Origin of the sequence: Streptomyces sp. NPDC097617 (assembly GCF_044761485.1) — a bacterium.
Taxonomy (GTDB): domain Bacteria; phylum Actinomycetota; class Actinomycetes; order Streptomycetales; family Streptomycetaceae; genus Streptomyces.
On record NZ_JBIWCL010000009.1, the window covers coordinates 54,324 to 69,074 of the forward strand.

Genomic DNA, 14,751 nt, shown 5'->3' on the forward strand with positions numbered 1-14,751 from the left:
CCTAACCCCGCGAACCGAACACCTGCACGAATTAACCCCGGCTGTGCGGCCCCGTACGGCGGGACGGCCGGCACAGGATGGTGACGGCCACGGACATCCCTGCGGCGACGGCCATCGCGGTGCCCGGGGCAAGCCACTGGGCCAGGCCGCCGACGAGCGCGGCGCCGAGCCCCTGGCAGGTCATCCGGCCGGCCGACTCCACCCCCTGAACCTGGCCGCGGATCGGGGCAGGGGTCTGCTCGAGGAGCTGCTCCTGGAGGGGCAGGGTCGCCGCGAAGCCGGCCCCGGCGAGGAACACCGCGACCACCAGGACCGGGACGGGCGGGTGGACGGCGAACAGCAGGAAGGGGACGGCGAGCAGCAGCCGCAGGGCGAAGCCGTACCGGCGCCGCCGGTCGGCGGTGAGCAGTCGGCCGACGGTCAGGTCCCCGAGGAGCATGCCCGCCGATCCGGCGGCCAGGAAGGTGCCCGCGCGGCCGGGGTCGTAGGAGAGGAACAGGGCCTCGCAGCCGACGATCAGGCCGTTGGGGACCCACAGGTTCAGCAGCAGCATCCGACTGCCCGGGTGGGAGAACAGTTCGGCGTTCGTGGTCCAGGTCCGGCGCAGCCCGGGGCGACGGGTGAGCCGGATCGAGTGCTCCCGGACGGTGGTCGCCACCACGGCCGCCCCGAGGGCGGTCAGCGCCGCCGCCGCGACGAAGACCCCTTGCGGGCTCAGGTGGCGCAGCAGCAGGGCGCCGGCGGCGAAGCCGACGATCGCCGTGCCTCCCGAGGTGATGTTCATCAGCGAACGGGCGGGCGCGTAGGCGGAGCTGGGGACGACCTCGGCCAGCAGCCCCAGCCGGGTGCCGGTGCCGAGCGACTGGAAGAAGCCGAGTGTCAGCAGCAGGGCGAACCGGGCCGCGAGCGGCAACCCAGGAATCGCCTGGACGGCGACACCGGCCAACGAGGCGAGTTGGAGCAGGAGGAGCGTCCGGCGGGGGCGGTTCCCGTCCGCGACAGACATCAGCGTCAGGGCGCCGAGCACCATCGCGAAGGTGGCGCCGTACATGCTCACGGCCGTCAGGAACGGTGAACGCGTCTGCTGGTTGACCAGGCTGCCGAGGGCGAAGCCGGACAAAGTGCTCGCGGCGACGGTGAGGGTGAAGCTGACGTACAGACCGCTGAACTCCCTGTTGCGCAGGAGGTCTCGGTAGCCAGTGGTGACCGACGCAGGGGATGGGGCAGGGGATGGGGCAGGGGATGGGGCAGGAGGCCGGGCAGGACTGGTGGATCGGTGTGAAGGCATGAAAAAAGCCTCCGGACGCATGCACGGGGCACGCACGCCGAAGGCCAACGCGGTCATTCTAGCAGTCACGCAGGTCCAGTTGGTGGACAATTCCGGTTCCCCGGAAACTGCCTGATCGGCGTTACCGCAGCGTAGGCGTGTGATCAGGAACTCACGGTCTTGGCCGCAGGCCCGGCGCACGGTAGCGTCACGGCGACATTTCCACATAGCGACGACGGCGAGACGGAAGCCCGGTGTGAATCCGGCATGGTCGCGCCACTGTGTGCTGCGGCGGCATCCCCTGGGTGGCGGCGCGGCGAGTCAGACCCGAGGACCGTCGTCCTGCACCACCGTATGGGACGCGTTGTTCCCCGAGGAGGTTCCATCATGGCCGAGGCGATCGCTTCCGCTGCCATATCCACCCCCGCCGGCTCCCTGTCGGCTCCGCTGCCCGTGCGCGCGGTGCTGCCCTGGGCGCTCTTCGTCGGTCTCCTGATGCTCGTCGCCCTGTACTTCGTCGGCGCCGAGCAGGGCGCCACGGCCGTGTTCGCCGGCGAGGGCGTGCACGAGTGGGTCCACGACGGTCGTCATCTGCTCGGCTTCCCCTGCCACTGAGAGGCCACGCACATGTACGCCTCTACTGTCAGAGGACTGCTGGTCCGCGGCATGCTCGCGGGCCTGATCGCCGGACTGTTCGCCTTCACCGTCGCCTACGTGGTGGGTGAGCCCCCGGTACGGGGTTCCATCGCCGTGGAGGAGGCCCAGGCCGCCAAGGACGCCGCGAGCGCCCCGAGCGCCCACGCCGGGCACGGCGGTGACGCCGCGTCGGGCGAGGCCGCCGAGGAGGAGGAAGAAGAACTGGTCGGCCGACCGGTTCAGTCGACGGTCGGTCTGGCCACCGGTGTCCTGGTCTACGGGGTCGCGCTGGGCGGCATCGCCTCGCTCGCGTTCTCGTTCGCCCTCGGGCGCGTGGGCCGGTTCAGCCCGCGGGCCACTGCGGCGCTCACCGGGGCGGGCGCGTTCGCGCTGGTCTACCTGGTGCCGTTCCTGAAGTACCCGGCCACGCCGCCGGCGGTGGGCAACCCGGACACGATCGGGCAGCGCACCACGCTGTTCTTCCTGATGATCCTGCTCAGCGTGCTGCTCGGCGTGGGCGCGATCATCCTGGGGCGTCGGCTGGCACCGCGCGTGGGCAACTGGAACGCGACGCTGACTGCGGGCGCCGGCTTCATCGTCGCCGCCGCCGTGGCGTTCGTGATCCTGCCGGACAACAACGACGCGGTCCAGGCCGGTTTCCCCGCCGCCCTGCTGTGGGAGTTCCGGGTCGCCTCGCTGGCCGTCCAGCTGGTGCTGTGGACGGTGTTCGCCATCGTGTTCGGCGTCCTCGCCCAGCGGCTCCTGGCCGCGCGCAACGAGGACGCGGAAGCGGATGCTCCGGCTCAGCAGGAGGCGCCCGCGCTCGGCTGACGCCGATCGCCACGCCGGTGCGCGGGCCCCGCCGACCCCTTACGGGGGTGGCGGGGCCCGCGCACGTTACGGCGCATGCGGTGCGCACCGGCGCGCGAGCGGGCGCCCGCCGCGAACTCCGGGCGCCCTACGATGAGGGCATGAGCACAGGCACGCATCCGGCAGGTGCACACGGTGCGCAGGCGGAGCCGGACCCGAGCGAGCCGAGCGAGCCGAGCGAGCCGCGTGACCGGAGCGAGCCGACCGACCTGAGCGACCCGAGCAACCCGACCGGCCTGAGCGACCGGCTGGAGGTCGCCGCGTCCGTACTCGCCCTGCTCGCCGACCGCACCCGCCTGGCACTCGTGGAACGTCTCGGCCGGGGCGAGGCGGATGTCACCACCCTCACCGAGGCGTGCGGAGCCGCCCGGACCTCCGTCAGCCAGCACCTCGCCAAGCTCCGCCTGGCCGGGCTCGTCACCACCCGCAAGGACGGGCGCCGCGTCGTCTATGCCCTGGGGCACGGGCACTTGCGGCGACTGGTGGACGAGGCGCTCAACGTCGCCGACCACCAGCTCGGCTCCCTTCCGCCGCACGACTGACGGCAGCGCCGGGCCCGACACAAACAGGTGCACAGGTGCGCACATGTTGACTACGCTGAAGTCGACATGCTGTCATCGATCCGCCGACCGGGACGGGGACCGTGCTGTCCGTACTGCGCAACGGCGCCTACCGCCGCCTGTTCACCGCCCAGGTCGTCGCGCTGGTCGGGACCGGGCTCGCCACCGTCGCCCTGGCTCTGCTCGCCTACGAACTCGCCGGCGACAGCGCCTCCGCGGTACTGGGCACCGCCCTCGCGATCAAAATGATCGCCTACGTCACCATCGCCCCAGTGATCGGCGCCCTGGCCAGCCGGATTCGCCGCCGCACCCTCATGGCGGCCATGGACCTGACCCGCGCCGGTGCGGCCGCCGCCCTGCCCTTCGTCACCGAGATCTGGCAGATCCACCTCCTGATCTTCCTCCTCCAAGCGGCGTCGGCGGCCTTCACCCCGACCTTCCAGGCCACCATTCCCGAGATCCTGCCCGCCGACCGCGACTACACCCGGGCCCTGTCGATGACCCGGATCGCCTACGACCTGGAGAGCCTGTTCAGCCCGGTCCTGGCCGCCGCCCTGCTGAGCCTGGTCTCCTACGACTGGCTGTTCGCCGTCACGGCCCTCGGATTCCTCGCCTCCGCCGCGCTCGTGGTCGCCACCGCGCTGCCCGCGCCCGCCCCCTCACCCGCCGAGCGGACCGGCAAAGTCCATGCCAGGGCCGTCTTCGGTACCCGCCTCCTGTGGGCCACGCCCCGGCTGCGCGCCCTGCTCGCGCTCGACCTCGCGGTATCCGCCGCCGGAGCCGTCGTCTTCGTCGACACCGTCGCCCTGGTACGCGGCCACCTCGACCGGCCGGCCGGCGCCGTCCCGCTCGCCCTCGGTGCGTACGGCGCCGGGTCCATGCTGACCGCGCTCCTCCTGCCCCGCCTCCTGCAACGCTCGACCGACCGCGCGGTGATGCTCCGCGCCGGCTTCGCCCTCCCGGTGATCCTGGCGGCCGCGGCGGCGCTCATCGCGACCGGCCCGCGCGCATGGTCCTGGCCCGCGCTCCTGGCGGTCTGGGCCGCCATCGGCGCCGCCTGCTCGGCGGTCCTGACCCCGGGGGGCCGGGTGGTGCGCCGGTCCACCGCCGACGCGGACCTGCCCGCCGCGTTCGCCGCCCGCTTCTCCCTCTCCCACGGCTGCTGGCTGCTCACCTACCCGCTGGCCGGATGGCTCGCGGCGGGAGTGGGGCTGCCGCTGACCGTCCTGGTCCTGGGGGTCCTCGCCCTGAGCGCCGCCACAGCCGCGGCGATGATCTGGCCGGCCCGTGACCCGTACCGGCTGGAACACCTGCATCCGGACCTGCCGCCCGGTCACCCGCACCTCGCCGACGCCCGCCGGGCCTCGGGCGGCTGGCAGCACGGGCACCACTACGTCATCGACCGGCACCACCACCGGTGGCCCGGAAAAACCCCTGGCCGCTCGGCCTCAAGGTCGATACGGTCATCGCGATGACCACCTCTTCTGCTCACAGATCGGGGGTCCCGTCCACGCAAGGTGAGTGCTGATGCTCACCCACACCGTGCACGAGGATTCCCGCCTCGCCCTCTGGCTCCGCGTACGCCGGTACGCCGTGCCCCCGTCCATGATCGAGACCGCGACCGTCCGCCGCAGCGCCGGGGACTGGGCCGGGGCCTGCGCCGCCGCGGGCGTCGACGTCGATCTCGACCTGCGCTTCCTGGCACGCTCGCGCGGCCACGACCTCGCGGCCCGGATCCGGGCCGATCTCCGCCATCTCGCGCCCGACCTGCTGCGCTGGCACATGCCGCGCATCGCTCCCGACGGACAGCTGCGTCCCGGGCTGACCGTCCCCCTGGCCCGGTACGACACAGCGGCGCCGCACGCCACGGACGCGCGGGAGATCACGGACGCTCGGCCGGGCTCCCCCCGCACCCGCCCCGTGTACCTCGTGGCCCGGACTCCGCCCGCGTGGGCGGACGGCGGGCAGCGGATCAGCCTCGCCCTGTGGGACGGCTCCCGCCCCGCGGACGGCTCGTGGGGTGACCCGCGCCGCCCGGCCCGGCCCGACCGCCGCTTCCGCCTCGACCTGCACCGCCACCTGTGGGACGCCCGCAGGAGCGGCGAGTTGAGGGTCCGCTCCGGGGCCGGTCGACGGCCCGTCGACGGCCTTGCCGCGCCGGACCCCGAACTCCTCGCCGCCCTCCCGCCGGAACACCGGTGCGCCACCGACCGGTGGGCCGCAGAGGCCGGGATCCTGCTCCGCGCCGAGGGCCGGACCACCGGCACCGTCGCCGTACGGACGGGGGCCGGGCAGCGGCTGCTGCTGGACGTGGTGGCGGACGGCCCGGGGCCGCCCGCCCTGCGGCTCGGCACCGCGCGCGCCGGCGACACCGCCGCTCTGCCGGTGCTGCCCGACGCGGCGGTGTGGACCCTGCCCGACCTGGAACTGATCCGCACCGGATCGATCGAGGCCGAGCTGCTGCACCCGCTGGTCGCCTCGGCGTTGGCACCGGATCACGCGCCCTCACCCGACCGTGCGCCGGGGCGAGCGGCCGCGACCGCGGACGGCGCGCGAGAGCCCCGCCTCGTCGAGTGCCGCGGCGCCCGGCACCGCATCGGCCTGGTCGACGGGGTACTGGCCGCACTGGACCACGACCCGGCCGAGGTCCGCCGGGAGGAACTGCTGGCCGCGCTGACCGGAACCCCGCTGCCCTGCCTGCAGGCCATCGACACGGCGCACCGGCAGCCGGACTGCCTCACCGGGGTCCGCGAACGCCTGGACCACGGCGACATCGCCGGTGCGCTGGCCGTGGTCGAAGGCCTGCTGGGCCCCGGAGCGCTGCTGCGCGCCGGCGCGCTGCGCGACGAACTGGAAGCGGCCGCGCAACGGCGGATCACCTACGGGCTGTTCCGGTCTGGCCTGGCCGGTCCCGGACCCGGCCGGATCCGCCCGGGCGACGTACGCCCCCGCGAACACCGGCCCCACCCGCGCCAGGCGCACGCCCGCTGACCCGGGGGACCCGCGTCCTGCGGCCCCGCCCCACCACCCGACTTCCTCACGAACCCACAGGTGATCACGCATGCCCTCGTACCCGTCGCCCCCCGCCCCCGCCACCGCCGCTGCCGACGCCTGCACCGGTCCGGTGCACGGCCACCCCTCCCGGCTCTCCGTGGCCGACGCGCTGCTGGCCCTGCTGCGCGACACCACCACCGAGCCGCGCCCCGACGACCAGCTGGAGGCGCTGACCCTCGCCGTGTCCGCCGACCTGCCCGTACTCCTGTGGGGCGAACCCGGCATCGGCAAGACCGCGGCGCTGACCCAACTCGCCGAAGCCCTGGACCTGCCCCTGACCACGGTGATCGCCAGCGTGCACGAGCCGTCCGACTTCTCCGGTCTGCCCATCGTCGGGGACGATCCCGCCGAACAGGGCGTCCCCATGGCCCCGCCGGACTGGGCCGTGCGACTCGTCCGGGCCGGGCGGGGGCTGCTGTTCCTCGACGAGCTCTCCACCGCTCCGCCGGCCGTTCAGGCCGCCCTGCTCCGGCTCGTGCTCGAGCGGCGGATCGGCTCGCTGCAACTGCCGCCCGGGGTGAGGATCGTGGCCGCCGCCAACCCGCGGGGCTCGGCGGCCGACGGCTGGGAGCTGAGCCCTCCGCTGGCCAACCGGTTCGTCCACCTCCAGTGGACCCACGACCACGATGTCGTCGTCCGCGGGCTCGGCGGGACCTGGCCCCGGGCGACCCTGCCGCACCTGGACTCCGCAAAGCTGGCGGCGGCCGTGGACCACGCCCGCGGTGCGGTGTGCGGGCTCCTCACCACCCGCCCCGTGCTCGTACACCGGCTGCCCAGCAGTGAGGCCCGCCGGGGAGGCGCATGGCCGTCGCCCCGCAGCTGGGACATGACGGTGCGGCTGCTCGCTTTCGCCCACGCGGCCGGCTCCTCCAGGGAAGTGCTCTCCATGCTGGTCAGGGGCGCCGTCGGGGACGGTCCGGGGCTCGAACTGCTGGCCGTACTGGACCGGATGGACCTCCCGGACCCCGAGGACCTGCTCGCCGATCCGGCGGGCGCCGAGCTGCCCGAGCGGGGAGACCGGCGCCAGGCCGCGCTCGACGGTGTCGTGGCAGCGGTCCGCAAGCGACCGGACAAGTCCCGCTGGGACGCGGCGTGGGCGCTCCTGGTCCGCGCCCTGGAGACCGGAGCCCCCGACCTGGTGGTCGTACCGGCTACGACGCTCGCCGCGCTGCGCCAGGAGGACTGGGACGTTCCGGAGTCGATCGAGCGGCTCGCCGGCGTGGTGACCCTGTCCCGGCGGGCGGACCGGTCTGCGGACCGGGCGGCGGCCCGGGCGGCGGACCGGGCGGCGGCCCGGGCGGCGGCCCGTACCGGGGACCCCGTCGGGGCCGGCCGATGAACGCAACCGCGACGGGCGCACTGGACGTCGAGAAGCTCTTCGCGGCCCGGCTGCACGCCGCCCGGGTCCGGCCCTACCTGGCGACCGCGCTCTTCGCCCTGCACACCGTGGAATCGCGGCGGGTGCCGACGATGGCCGTCGACCGGCACTGGCGGTGCTACGTCTCGCCGGGGTTCGTGGACCGCACCCCGGTGGAGGAGCTCGCCGGGGTCTGGGTCCACGAGGTGTCCCACCTGCTGCGCGACCACCACGGGCGCGGTGACCGGGTGGCCCGGGAGCGCGGGCTGAGCGGTCCGGGCGAACGGCTGCGGATGAACATCGCCGCGGACTGCGAGATCAATGACGACGTGTACGGCGAGGGGCTGGTGGAGCCCGTGGGGGTACTGACTCCGGAGTACCTGGGTCTGCGCCCGGGCGAACTCATGGAGGACTACCTGCGGCAGTTCGGGCTCGGACCGCTGACGCAGGACCTGGTCTGGCTGGACTGCGGCAGCGGCGCCGACGGACTGGAGCGCGAGTGGGACCTGGGGCCGGACGGCGCGCACGGTCTCAGCGCGCAGGAGCAGGACGCGGTGCGGTTCCGGGTGGCGCAGGGGATCAACGGCCGTCCCGGGAGCACCCCCGCCGGGTGGCGGCGCTGGGCGGAGGAGGCCTTCCACCCGCCGCAGCCCTGGCGGGACTTGCTGGGAGCTGCGGTCCGTTCGGCGGCCTCCGGGGCGGGCGCGGGCGAGGACTACAGCTACGCCCGGCCCTCGCGGCGCTCGGCCGCGGTCCCCGGCGCCGTACTGCCGAGCCTGCGGCGCAGACCCCCGCGCGTCTGCGTGGTCATCGACACCTCGGGTTCGGTCAGCGACTCCGAGCTGGGCGGTGCCCTGCTGGAGGTCACCGCGATCGCCCGCGCCGTGGGCGGCCGCAGCGACATGGTCAGTGTGGTGCCGTGCGACGCCGCGGCCCGGATCGTGCACCCGCTGTGCAGCGGTGAGGGCATCCCGCTGTTGGGCGGCGGGGGCACGGACCTGCGTACGGGATTCGCGAAGGCCCTCGGTACGGGGCCCCGGCCGGACGTGATCGTGGTCCTGACCGACGGCCAGACGGCCTGGCCGGCCGCGCGGCCGCCGTGCCGGACGGTGGTGGGCCTCTTCCCCCGCCCGGGGGCGGGCCGGTGGATCGAGAACGATCCCGACTATGTTCCGGACTCGCCCCCGGCGTGGGCCCGCGTGGTCACCATCGGCTCCGGCCGGTGACTGCCGGAGCGGGTCGCGCGCGGCGCCCGTGCGCGCTTTACGGACGCCGCTGCCCGAGGATGCAGAACTCGTTGCCTTCGGGATCCGCCAGTACGACCCACGGCTGATCGCCCTGGCCGATGTCGACCCGCTGGGCGCCATGGGCCACCAGACGAGCCACCTCGGCCTCCTGGTCGTCCGGCCTGAAGTCGAGATGCAGGCGGCTCTTGCTCTTCCTGATCTCATCGATCCGGACGAAGTCCAGCCCCGGCATGCGATCCGGCGCCGGACGGATCTCGAACTCGTCGTCGGAGGAGTGGACCACGACCCAGCCGAGAGCCGTGGCCCACCACTGCCCCAGGGCCGCCGGATCGGTCGAGTCTACGATTACCTGTTCCCATTCCAAGGTCATCCGCGGAGCTTAGACCGGCGGGGGCCTCGGGCAACAGGGTGGCCGGGGGCCCACGGAGCGGAAGATGACGGAAGGCGCCCCGACAGGATACGAAGACCCTCGTGAGTGAAGAGACCCAGGCAGCGACCGTCCGCGTGTTCATAGCGCTTGCCCCGCCCGACGACGCGAAGGAAGAGCTGGAGCAGGAACTGCGGCCCGCCTACACCGCGTACCCGCGCATGCGCTGGAACCGCATCGAGGACTGGCACATCACCCTGGCCTTCCTCGGCGAGCTCCCGGTCACCGCCGTCGAACTCCTGCGGCCGCCGCTCGCGGAGCTCGCGGTGAGCAGGAGGCCGCTGCGGCTCGCGCTGTGCGGCGGCGGGCACTTCGACGAGCGGGTCCTGTGGACGGGAATCGACGGGGACCTCGAAGGGCTGCACCTGCTCGCCGCCGACGTACGCGCAGCGGTCACCGACTGCGGCATCCCCTTCCACGGCCGGCCGCTGCGCCCCCACCTGACCCTGGCGCGCTCGCGCCGCCACGACACCACCAGCGCGGTGGAGGCGGCAGCCGGACTGGCCGCCTTCGCCGGCCGCCCGTGGGACACCCGGCGCCTCCACCTCGTCGGGAGCAACACCGGCCGCGGTCCCGCCCCCATCCACTACCGCGACATCCAGGCCTGGCCCCTGGGCGGCGAGGGCTGAGGGAGCCGCGCCGCCGCTACGCTGGCGGGTCCTGCGGACAGCGATGGAGCGGAGGAGTCCCATGGCCGAGGCACCCCGACCCGAGGAGCAACCGGAGGAGCCGGAAGAGCCACCGGAGGAGCCGGCGGAGGAGCAACCCGAGGGGCAACCCGGTGAGCAACCGGTCGAGTTGCCCTACGAGGAGATCGGCGCCCCCGAGTACGCGGCCCTCGCAGCGGCGCTCTTCACTCTGGTGGAGGACGGCCCGGGCGGGGCGGCGCTGCGCGGCAGCTGCCCGCGGTGCGGGGCGGTCCTGGAGGTCCGCGTGGCGGGGGACGCGTTCCGGGGCACGCGCCTGCGCCCCTTCCCGGACGTCGTCCGGCACATGCGGGCGGCCCCCCGGGCCGGTGAGCGCGTCGAACCCATGCACTGCACCTGCGAGGACGCGCACCCGGGCCGTCCGGAGGGGCGGCTCGGCTGCGGTGCCCACTGGACGCTGCGCCTCACGGAGGAACCCGGCTGACCGGTCGGGCCGCTGCCCCCGGTCTCGGCGAGCGGGTGCCGGGGCCACGGCTTCCTCGGCGCGGGTCGCCCGGCCTCGTATCGTGGCGACCGGCGGACCCGCACGAGGGTCCGCCGGTGGTCCAGCCCGAGCCGAACACCCGTCGAACGACCGGATGGAGTGGCATGAGGATGCTGATCAACAGTGCGCAGAGCGTGGTCACCGACGCCTTGAGGGGGATGGCGGCCGCCCATCCCGACCTGGACGTCGACGTGGAGCGTCGGGTCGTCGTACGGCGGGACGCGCGGGCGGGCGGGCGGGTCGGCGTGGTGTCCGGGGGCGGGTCCGGGCACGAGCCGCTGCACGCCGGGTTCGTGGGGTACGGGATGCTGTCGGCCGCGTGTCCCGGTGAGGTGTTCACCTCGCCGGTGCCCGACCAGATGGTGCGGGCGGCGGCGGCCGTGGACTCCGGCCAGGGTGTGCTCTTCGTCGTCAAGAACTACACCGGGGACGTGCTGAACTTCGAGATGGCCGCGGAGCTCGCCGAGGAGGACGGTCTGCGGGTCGAGCGCGTGCTGGTCGACGACGACGTCGCGGTGACCGACAGCCTGTACACGGCCGGGCGGCGCGGCACGGGGGCCACCCTCTTCGTCGAGAAGATCGCCGGGGCGGCCGCGGAGGAGGGGGCGCCGCTGGACCGGGTCGCCGCCCTCGCCCGGCAGGTCGACGAGTCCTCCCGGAGCTTCGGGGTGGCGCTGAGCGCCTGCACCACTCCCGCGAAGGGCAGCCCGACCTTCGACCTGCCGGACGGGGAGCTGGAGTTGGGCATCGGCATCCACGGTGAACCGGGCCGGGAGCGGCGTCCGATGATGTCGGCGCGGGAGATCGCCGAGGTCGCGGTGGGCGCGGTACTGGAGGAGCTGGCGCAGGTCGGTCCGGCCGACGGGCCGGTGCTGGCGCTGGTCAACGGGATGGGGGCGACGCCGCTGCTGGAGTTGTACGGGTTCCACGCGGAGGTGGCACGGCTGCTGGCCGAGCGGGGCGTGCCGGTGGCTCGGGCGCTCGTCGGCAACTACGTCACCTCGCTGGACATGGCGGGGTGTTCGGTGACGCTGTGCCGGGCCGACGAGGAACTGCTGCGGCTGTGGGACGCGCCCGTGCAGACGGCGGCGCTGCGCTGGGGCCGCTGAACGTATGGTGTCGGTGGGACCGGCCGGGCAGGTGCGAGGCGAGGAGAACCAGTGCGTGACGCAGACTTCTTCCGACGCTGGATGGCGGCCGTCGCGGTCGTCGTGGAGCGCGAGGCGGACCGGCTGACGGAGCTCGACTCGCCCATCGGGGACGCCGACCACGGGAGCAACCTGCTGCGCGGCTTCACGGCCGTGGTCGCCGCCCTGGAGGTGGAGCCCACTTCGGCGGCGCCGGGCGCGGTGCTCCAGCTGGCCGGCAGGACGCTGATCTCCACGGTCGGCGGGGCCTCGGGGCCGCTGTACGGGACGCTGCTGCGGCGTTCGGGCAAGGCGCTCGGGGAGTCGGCCGAGGTCTCCGACGCGGAGCTGCGCGAGGCGCTGAGCGCGGGGGTCGCCGCGGTGGCGCAGCTGGGCGGGGCGGCGCCGGGCGACAAGACGATGCTGGACGCGCTGGTGCCGGGGGTGGCCGCGCTGGGCACCTCGTACCGGGCGGCCGCGGCCGCGGCGGAGAACGGGGCGCTGGCGACGGTGCCGATGCGGGCGCGCAAGGGACGGGCCAGCTACCTGGGCGAGCGGAGCGTCGGCCACCAGGATCCCGGGGCGACCTCGTCGGGGTTGCTGCTGGGGGCCCTCGCGGACGTGGCGGAGCCGGCGGGCGCGCGGTGACGGCCGGGCAGCGGGAGCCCGGCGCCGATCCCGGGTCCGGCCCGGCCCTGGTGGGCATCGTGCTGGTGTCGCACAGCGCGCGGGTCGCGGAGGCGGTGGCCGAGCTGGCGCGCGAGCTGGCGGCGGGCGGGCCCGTGGCCCCGTTGGTGGCGGCGGGAGGTACGGCCCTCGGCGGACTCGGTACGAGCGCGGAGCGGATCGTCGCGGCCGCCCGGGAGGTGGACCGGGGTGCCGGGGTGGCCCTGCTGGTCGACCTGGGGAGCTCGGTGCTGACGGTGAAGGCCCTGCTGATGGAGGACGAACTCCCGCCGGGATCCGCGCTGTTGGATGCGCCGTTCGTGGAGGGCGCGGTGGCGGCGGTGGTCACCGCCTCCGCGGGAGCCCCCCTGGCGGCGGTCGCGGCAGCCGCCGTCGAGGCGTACACCTACCGCAAGGCCTGAACCCGCGGCCGGGGCGCTACGGGCGCCCGCGCAGGGATTCGATCTCGCGCCGTTCGCGCTTCGTCGGGCGGCCCGCACCCCGCTCGCGGATACCGACCACGGCGGCCTCCACGGGGGTCGGCGGGGGCGGGCTGTTGTCGATCAGGCATTCGGCGGCGACGGGGGCGCCCACCCGCTTGGACACGGGCCGCTTGACGACGACGATCCGCTCGCGCCCCGCGTGGAAGAGCCGTACCTCGTCGCCCGCGCGCACGGGCTGCGCCGGCTTGGCGCGCTCCCCGTTGACCTTCACGTGGCCCGCCCGGCAGGCGGTCGCCGCGGTCGAGCGGGTCTTGGTCAGGCGCACGGACCAGATCCACGCGTCGACGCGCACCGTGCCCGATTCCGTTACCTCATCAGCCATGCCCCGACTTTAGCGAGGTGGTCACCGCAGAGCGGAATGAGTTTCGGCAGATGCGCCAATGAATGTGGCATCTGCCATGGAGATCAGCCCAATAGAATTGCAAATGCGGCACACGTACCCCTACGTTGTCGCCCATGCAGTCCTACACCATCGGACAAGCAGCTCGCCTGGTGGGCGTCAGCCCGGACACGGCGCGCCGCTGGGCCGACGCCGGCCGGGTCGTGACCCATCGCGACGAAGGCGGCCGACGTCTGATCAACGGACGCGATCTGGCAGCCTTCTCCGTCGAGGTGGGCCAGGGCGCCCACATCGAGGACGGGGAACCCTACACCTCGGCGCGCAATGCCTTTCCCGGCATCGTCACGGCCGTCAAGCTCGGCGACGTGGCCGCCCAGGTCGAGATCCAGGCGGGTCCCCACCGCCTGGTCTCCCTGCTCACCCGTGAGGCCGTCGAGGAGCTCGGGCTGGAGGTCGGCATGCAGGCCACCGCCCGCGTGAAGTCCACCGGCGTGCACATCGACCGCACCTGATCCGGCGCGCGCCGTCGCCCGCCGTCCACCGCTGCCCGCCGCGGTCCACTCGCACCACCCGCTCGGCGTCACCGAACGTCCCCACCCGCTCCGCCCGTCACCGGCGCGGGTCACCACCACGCGGTCCGGCACCGGGCCGGCCGCCGACCCGACCGAGGAGCACCTGCTCATGTCCCCGATCGTGATCCGTCGCCGTACCGCCGCCACCGCGCTGACCGCCGCGCTGCTCGTGCCGCTGGCCGCCTGCGGCAAGAGCGACGACAAGCCCGCCGCCGACGCCAGTACGACCCCGAAGGCCGTGAACCTCACGGTCCTCGCCGCCTCCTCCCTGACCGACGTCTTCAAGACCGCGGGTGCGGAGTACGAGAAGACCCACCCCGGCACGAAGATCACCTTCTCCTTCGCCGGTTCGCAGGAGCTGGCGGCCCAGGTCAAGCAGGGCGCCCCGGCCGACGCGCTGGTCACCGCCGACACCAAGACCATGGATGGGCTGAAGGCCGAGACCGGCGACGCCACGGTCATCGCCAAGAACCGCCTGGTCATCGCGGCCACCAAGGCCAACCCGTTCAAGATCGACGAGCTCAAGGACCTCGCCGACACCAAGATCAAGGTCGTGCTCGCCGCGCCCGAGGTCCCGGTCGGCCGCTACAGCAAGCAGATCCTCGACGCCCAGAAGGTCGAGGTGAAGCCGGTCTCCCAGGAGCCCAACGTCCGCGCCGTGCTGAGCAAGGTCGAGCTGGGCGAGGCCGACGCCGGCCTCGTCTACAAGACCGACTCCGCCAAGTCGGGCGACAAGGTCGTCACCGTGGACATCCCGGACGACCAGAACGCCGTGGCCTCCTACCCGGCCGCCACGCTGAAGTCCTCCAAGAACGCCGAGGACGCGGCCGCGTTCGTGACCTGGCTGAGCACCCCCGAGGCGCAGAAGATCCTTCAGGACGCGGGCTTCCAGAAGGTGTAACCACCGCCACCGGCCCCGGCCGGACACGGTCTT

At 74.0% G+C, this 14,751-nt stretch carries 17 protein-coding genes; 14 read left to right on the forward strand and 3 right to left on the reverse strand.

The window, feature by feature from the left end; genetic code table 11:
* Window positions 1-31 precede the first annotated feature (31 nt).
* Complete coding sequence (locus ACIQZO_RS17040; protein ID WP_403626553.1) at window positions 32-1,288, reverse strand: MFS transporter; 1,257 nt, start codon at window positions 1,286-1,288, stop codon at window positions 32-34.
* Window positions 1,289-1,654: 366 nt separating this feature from the next.
* Here ACIQZO_RS17040 and ACIQZO_RS17045 point away from each other — a divergent pair, with 366 nt between their 5' ends.
* The 7 genes from ACIQZO_RS17045 to ACIQZO_RS17075 all read left to right on the forward strand — a co-directional run bounded on the left by ACIQZO_RS17045 (window position 1,655) and on the right by ACIQZO_RS17075 (window position 8,970).
* On the forward strand, window positions 1,655-1,882 hold the full coding sequence (locus tag ACIQZO_RS17045) for a CbtB-domain containing protein (protein ID WP_266671178.1): 228 nt from the start codon (window positions 1,655-1,657) through the stop codon (window positions 1,880-1,882).
* Between the two features lie 12 nt (window positions 1,883-1,894).
* Entirely contained in the window at window positions 1,895-2,734 is an 840-nt protein-coding gene (locus ACIQZO_RS17050) for a CbtA family protein (protein ID WP_403626557.1), read from the forward strand.
* A gap of 248 nt (window positions 2,735-2,982) precedes the next feature.
* Entirely contained in the window at window positions 2,983-3,315 is a 333-nt protein-coding gene (locus tag ACIQZO_RS17055; protein WP_403627015.1) for an ArsR/SmtB family transcription factor, read from the forward strand.
* Between the two features lie 101 nt (window positions 3,316-3,416).
* Window positions 3,417-4,808, forward strand: a complete 1,392-nt coding sequence (locus tag ACIQZO_RS17060; protein ID WP_403626560.1) for an MFS transporter — start codon at window positions 3,417-3,419, stop codon at window positions 4,806-4,808.
* Window positions 4,809-4,860: 52 nt separating this feature from the next.
* On the forward strand, window positions 4,861-6,324 hold the full coding sequence (locus ACIQZO_RS17065; protein ID WP_403626562.1) for a hypothetical protein: 1,464 nt from the start codon (window positions 4,861-4,863) through the stop codon (window positions 6,322-6,324).
* Between the two features lie 70 nt (window positions 6,325-6,394).
* Entirely contained in the window at window positions 6,395-7,726 is a 1,332-nt protein-coding gene (locus ACIQZO_RS17070; RefSeq protein ID WP_403626566.1) for an AAA family ATPase, read from the forward strand.
* Window positions 7,723-8,970 (forward strand): VWA-like domain-containing protein, encoded by a 1,248-nt coding sequence (locus ACIQZO_RS17075; RefSeq protein ID WP_403626568.1) that lies wholly within the window; start codon window positions 7,723-7,725, stop codon window positions 8,968-8,970. Before ACIQZO_RS17070 ends, ACIQZO_RS17075 begins: the two co-directional genes overlap by 4 nt.
* 37 nt (window positions 8,971-9,007) lie before the next feature.
* Here ACIQZO_RS17075 and ACIQZO_RS17080 read toward each other — a convergent pair whose 3' ends face one another.
* Window positions 9,008-9,361, reverse strand: coding sequence for a VOC family protein (locus ACIQZO_RS17080; RefSeq protein ID WP_403626571.1), 354 nt, complete (start codon window positions 9,359-9,361; stop codon window positions 9,008-9,010).
* A 101-nt stretch (window positions 9,362-9,462) separates the two neighbouring features.
* Here ACIQZO_RS17080 and thpR point away from each other — a divergent pair, with 101 nt between their 5' ends.
* The 5 genes from thpR (at window position 9,463) to ACIQZO_RS17105 (ending at window position 12,824) form a co-directional block, all read left to right on the forward strand.
* Complete coding sequence (gene thpR / locus ACIQZO_RS17085; protein ID WP_403626574.1) at window positions 9,463-10,047, forward strand: RNA 2',3'-cyclic phosphodiesterase; 585 nt, start codon at window positions 9,463-9,465, stop codon at window positions 10,045-10,047.
* A gap of 61 nt (window positions 10,048-10,108) precedes the next feature.
* Window positions 10,109-10,549, forward strand: a complete 441-nt coding sequence (locus tag ACIQZO_RS17090; RefSeq protein WP_403626577.1) for a hypothetical protein — start codon at window positions 10,109-10,111, stop codon at window positions 10,547-10,549.
* Window positions 10,550-10,713: 164 nt separating this feature from the next.
* Entirely contained in the window at window positions 10,714-11,718 is a 1,005-nt protein-coding gene (gene dhaK, locus ACIQZO_RS17095) for a dihydroxyacetone kinase subunit DhaK (protein WP_403626580.1), read from the forward strand.
* Between the two features lie 51 nt (window positions 11,719-11,769).
* The gene (gene dhaL / locus ACIQZO_RS17100) at window positions 11,770-12,384 is read left to right on the forward strand and encodes a dihydroxyacetone kinase subunit DhaL (RefSeq protein ID WP_403626582.1); all 615 of its coding nucleotides are present in this window, start codon (window positions 11,770-11,772) and stop codon (window positions 12,382-12,384) included.
* Window positions 12,381-12,824, forward strand: coding sequence for a PTS-dependent dihydroxyacetone kinase phosphotransferase subunit DhaM (locus ACIQZO_RS17105; RefSeq protein WP_403626585.1), 444 nt, complete (start codon window positions 12,381-12,383; stop codon window positions 12,822-12,824). The genes dhaL and ACIQZO_RS17105 overlap by 4 nt, the downstream gene beginning before the upstream one ends.
* A 16-nt stretch (window positions 12,825-12,840) precedes the next feature.
* Here the strand turns inward: ACIQZO_RS17105 and ACIQZO_RS17110 are convergent, their stop codons facing one another.
* Window positions 12,841-13,227, reverse strand: coding sequence for an RNA-binding S4 domain-containing protein (locus tag ACIQZO_RS17110; protein ID WP_403626588.1), 387 nt, complete (start codon window positions 13,225-13,227; stop codon window positions 12,841-12,843).
* Window positions 13,228-13,361: 134 nt separating this feature from the next.
* Between ACIQZO_RS17110 and ACIQZO_RS17115 the strand changes: the two genes are divergently transcribed.
* Together ACIQZO_RS17115 and modA are read left to right on the forward strand one after the other, a co-directional pair.
* Window positions 13,362-13,757: a molybdopterin-binding protein gene (locus tag ACIQZO_RS17115; protein ID WP_403626591.1), complete on the forward strand. Its 396-nt coding sequence runs from the start codon at window positions 13,362-13,364 to the stop codon at window positions 13,755-13,757.
* A gap of 169 nt (window positions 13,758-13,926) precedes the next feature.
* Entirely contained in the window at window positions 13,927-14,718 is a 792-nt protein-coding gene (gene modA / locus ACIQZO_RS17120; RefSeq protein ID WP_403626594.1) for a molybdate ABC transporter substrate-binding protein, read from the forward strand.
* Window positions 14,719-14,751 lie beyond the last annotated feature (33 nt).

Coding starts and splice junctions, on each gene's coding strand:
- ACIQZO_RS17040 (WP_403626553.1), bottom strand. CDS start 1,288: ATGCCTTCACACCGATCCACCAGTCCTGCCCGGCCTCCTGCCCCATCC.
- ACIQZO_RS17045 (WP_266671178.1), top strand. CDS start 1,655: ATGGCCGAGGCGATCGCTTCCGCTGCCATATCCACCCCCGCCGGCTCC.
- ACIQZO_RS17050 (WP_403626557.1), top strand. CDS start 1,895: ATGTACGCCTCTACTGTCAGAGGACTGCTGGTCCGCGGCATGCTCGCG.
- ACIQZO_RS17065 (WP_403626562.1), top strand. CDS start 4,861: ATGCTCACCCACACCGTGCACGAGGATTCCCGCCTCGCCCTCTGGCTC.
- ACIQZO_RS17070 (WP_403626566.1), top strand. CDS start 6,395: ATGCCCTCGTACCCGTCGCCCCCCGCCCCCGCCACCGCCGCTGCCGAC.
- ACIQZO_RS17075 (WP_403626568.1), top strand. CDS start 7,723: ATGAACGCAACCGCGACGGGCGCACTGGACGTCGAGAAGCTCTTCGCG.
- ACIQZO_RS17080 (WP_403626571.1), bottom strand. CDS start 9,361: ATGACCTTGGAATGGGAACAGGTAATCGTAGACTCGACCGATCCGGCG.
- ACIQZO_RS17090 (WP_403626577.1), top strand. CDS start 10,109: ATGGCCGAGGCACCCCGACCCGAGGAGCAACCGGAGGAGCCGGAAGAG.
- dhaK (WP_403626580.1), top strand. CDS start 10,714: ATGAGGATGCTGATCAACAGTGCGCAGAGCGTGGTCACCGACGCCTTG.
- ACIQZO_RS17110 (WP_403626588.1), bottom strand. CDS start 13,227: ATGGCTGATGAGGTAACGGAATCGGGCACGGTGCGCGTCGACGCGTGG.
- ACIQZO_RS17115 (WP_403626591.1), top strand. CDS start 13,362: ATGCAGTCCTACACCATCGGACAAGCAGCTCGCCTGGTGGGCGTCAGC.
- modA (WP_403626594.1), top strand. CDS start 13,927: ATGTCCCCGATCGTGATCCGTCGCCGTACCGCCGCCACCGCGCTGACC.